General features: G+C 69.3%; 5 protein-coding genes. All 5 read left to right on the top strand.

Annotation, left to right across the window (positions count from 1 at the left end):
- Window positions 1–439 (top strand): hypothetical protein (locus J2Y58_RS20730; protein WP_310107334.1); only part of this gene is annotated, 439 nt, incomplete at its 5' end.
- Between the two features lie 180 nt (window positions 440–619).
- Window positions 620–1,087, top strand: a complete 468-nt coding sequence (locus J2Y58_RS20725) for a DUF736 domain-containing protein (RefSeq protein ID WP_310107332.1) — start codon at window positions 620–622, stop codon at window positions 1,085–1,087.
- Window positions 1,088–1,264: 177 nt separating this feature from the next.
- Window positions 1,265–1,477 (top strand): hypothetical protein, encoded by a 213-nt coding sequence (locus J2Y58_RS20720; protein ID WP_310107329.1) that lies wholly within the window; start codon window positions 1,265–1,267, stop codon window positions 1,475–1,477.
- A 724-nt stretch (window positions 1,478–2,201) separates the two neighbouring features.
- Entirely contained in the window at window positions 2,202–2,540 is a 339-nt protein-coding gene (locus J2Y58_RS20715; RefSeq protein ID WP_310107327.1) for a single-stranded DNA-binding protein, read from the top strand.
- A gap of 108 nt (window positions 2,541–2,648) precedes the next feature.
- The gene (locus J2Y58_RS20710; protein WP_310107325.1) at window positions 2,649–3,062 is read left to right on the top strand and encodes a hypothetical protein; all 414 of its coding nucleotides are present in this window, start codon (window positions 2,649–2,651) and stop codon (window positions 3,060–3,062) included.
- Window positions 3,063–3,152 lie beyond the last annotated feature (90 nt).

Here is a 3,152-nt window from a genome sequence, read left to right as displayed (position 1 = left end):
GGGCAACCGGAGCCTCTCCCCTTTTTTACGTCGCGCCAGGCGGCGCTCCGGGGCATCGAGCCCCATCGCGCCGCGGGGGACTGACCTTGCGGTCGAGAACTACCCGAACAGCTGCCACGGGCACGGCTCGCTCGCTTCACGGCGACCCCGCCGGGTCGCCGATTCGCTACGCCTCGCGCGCGCCGGGGGATGCCTCGTTCGTCTGTCGCACCGGCTCGCTCGCATCGCGGCCACGCCTTCGCGTGTCACGCTCGCTACGCCTCGGCCGGTGCGCCAGTCGACAGGTCATGCCCGGCCTCGCGGCACGGCTCGCTGGCGGGCGTGGCGATGCCTGCGCATCGCCGACGCTGCCGCTGCGCATCGCACCGTGCCGATCGGCGCGCTTGCAGCCGCCCACGCCGATATCGACATCGCACTCACCCCGATCGGGGTGGCCTGACACGCCCCCACGGCACCCTGAACGCCCCGCGTCCTGCACATCCACCGTCCGCGTCGAAAGACGCAGCCGGTGAGGGGCGCGTGACCGCGCCCTGCCCGGCCAGGGGCCGGGGAGGAGAGAGGGTTTGAAGAAGGTGTCGAGGACAAGGGGTCCAGCACGACGATCACAGGAGACGACGACATGAACATCGGTTCGATCAAGCAGAACGAGGCTGGCATCTTCATGGGCCGCATCTCGACCCTCGCGGTCGCGATGACGATCGCGTTGAAGCCGGTCGCCTCGCAGAACCCGCGCGCACCGCGCTACGAGATCCACGCGCTCACGCCGGGCCGGACGTGGGTGCAGGTCGGCGCGCTCTTCGAGCTCACCTCCAACAACACCGGCGAAGCGTTCCTGAACGGCCGCATCGACGATCCCTCGCTCAGCGCACCGCTGCAGATCTCGGCCTTCCGGCAGGACGACGGCTCGTACAACATCGTCTGGCAGCGCGCGCAGAAGCGTCGCGACCTCACCAGCGCCTTCGCCCCCAAGGGCGACGAGGATCCCGCCCCGCCGTTCGGCGCCGATGGCGGCGATGCCCCCTCGGGCGGCACCCCGGGCGGCGACGGTCTCGGCGAGACCACCGCGCCCGTCGAGGAGATGGCCTGACCGGCTTCCCGGGCGGCGCTGACGCGTCGCCCGCCCCGATGGGGATCGCTTCCACCACGAAGCGGTCCCCATCGTCTTGTCCAGCGCTCAGCAAGCTCGGTACGTCTCCGTCCCAAGACAGTGCGCCCCGGGCCGGGACTTCATTCGTTCAGCACTTCACGCTATATGGGGACCATCATGGCGACCGTCGCACCAGACCCGCAACTCGATATCCGTGAGCAAATCGCTCGTATCGACAAGATGCAGGCGGAGATCGCAAAAACCCAAGCCGATCTTGCCAAAACCAGACTGGAGGTCCGCTTCTTTCCCGGAACGCTGATTTTTCAGGCGACCATCGCTGCGGCTGCGCTGATGACCGCCGGTGCTGCGATCGCCAAGTTCTTCGGCTGACCGGCGCGCGATGCGTACATCGTGACCCAGACCGCCAACACATCGCCGACCTGAAGGGCGACACCGCCAGCCACCACCCGCCGTGGGGCCGGACAGGCAGGACGACCCGGCCAGCGAGGATCCCACAGCCAACCGGACGGTAAAGCCGTCGCCATCCTGCCAGCGGGTGTAGTGGAGGCGGCTGATCCCCGATCACGCTCAGGTCGCCCCCCTTGCCTGAGCGGTTGCCGGTGATCGCCTTGGCGAGGCGTTACCCGGTCGGCAACCTTGTGGCATCCGGTCTCCTTGCCGGTGCAGTCCCCGCCCGTATGGCCGCCCTTGTTCAGCTTGGGGGCGGTCGCCGGCCGCAAGGGTCGCGACGCTGGTGGTGCGCTTGCCCTCGCGCCGGCCCGCCCGGGGGTGCGGGTGACGCGGCCGACCCGGTCGGTTCACGAGGCTTGTTCATGTCGATCGCCTGCGGGAACCTTGGTTGGTGCGGGGCGGCTCGTCCCGCCGGTTCGTGTCACCTGCGAGCCGGCCCGGGACCGCGCAACCCCTTTGGCAGGGCCGTGTTGCCGCGCTTCGCGCGGCTGCCCGCACCACCCCTGCAAAAGGGGTTCCCCTTGTCCGACCACGCGCCGTGCCGGCGCGCGATCGGCCCGCGGTGCGCAGCCCCGATCCGCCTCGCTCTTCAGGTGACACCGGCGGGACGAACCGCCCCGCACCAACCAAGGAGGCAATCGACATGAACAACGTGAACCTGGTCGGCCGCATCACCCGCACCCCCGAGCTGCGCGAGGTCAACCGCACCACCAGCGTCGCGACGATCTTCGTGGCGACCGATCGCCCCAAGCTGAACAAGGACGGCCACACCTACAAGGGCGAGGACGGCTACACCGTCAAGGAGACCGAATACCACAAGGTCACCTGCTTCAACGGCCTCGCCAAGGCGATCACCGGCAACCGCAAGAAGGGCGACCTGATCGCGATCGAGGGCCGCCTCCACTACACCCGCTGGCAGGACGCCGACGGCAACGACCGCTACGGCTGCGAGATCATCGCCGACCGGGCCGAGTTCTACTGACCGGTCCCGGCCAGGGGCGGCGCCTGACGGCGCCGCCCTTCGCGCCTGCTCCCGCCTGCACCCACGCCACGCTCTGCATCCCGACCGCGTTCCCATGAGGATCACGCCATGACCCAGCGCGACATGTTCGACCCCGAACCCGACCCGCTCCCCGCTGTCGCACCCGGTGACGATCCCGAGATCGACACCGACGCCGGCGACGGCGAAGCTGCGCTTCCCCGCGCCGAGCCGCTGGCTGCGCCATGCGGCTTCCGCAACACCCGCAACGAACCCTGCCGGCGTCTCGCCTCGAAGCCACTGTGCATCGACGGCGTGCAGCTGGTCAGCCGAGGTATCCCGATCCTGCTGTGCAATCGCGCCTGCTTCCGCGATCAACCCTCAGATTCCGATCCGCTCGAGGAGCAGGAGGCGACGAGCGACACCGATACAGACCGCGACATGGAAACCGACCGCGATCCGAACGACCCCGGCTACGACGAGGGATGGAACAGTGGCCAGTGGGAGCGCGACGAGGGCTTCTAGAACCGCCACAGGAGGGCAGGGTGGGGCGTCCCGCCTTGTGGGCGGGACCGGGCTCTCATGCGGCCCTGGCGGGCCTCACGGAGCCACCTT

It is taken from the genome of Sphingomonas sp. BE138, assembly GCF_031456125.1.
Lineage (GTDB): Bacteria > Pseudomonadota > Alphaproteobacteria > Sphingomonadales > Sphingomonadaceae > Sphingomonas.
This window is presented reverse-complemented; position numbering and strand designations above follow the sequence as displayed.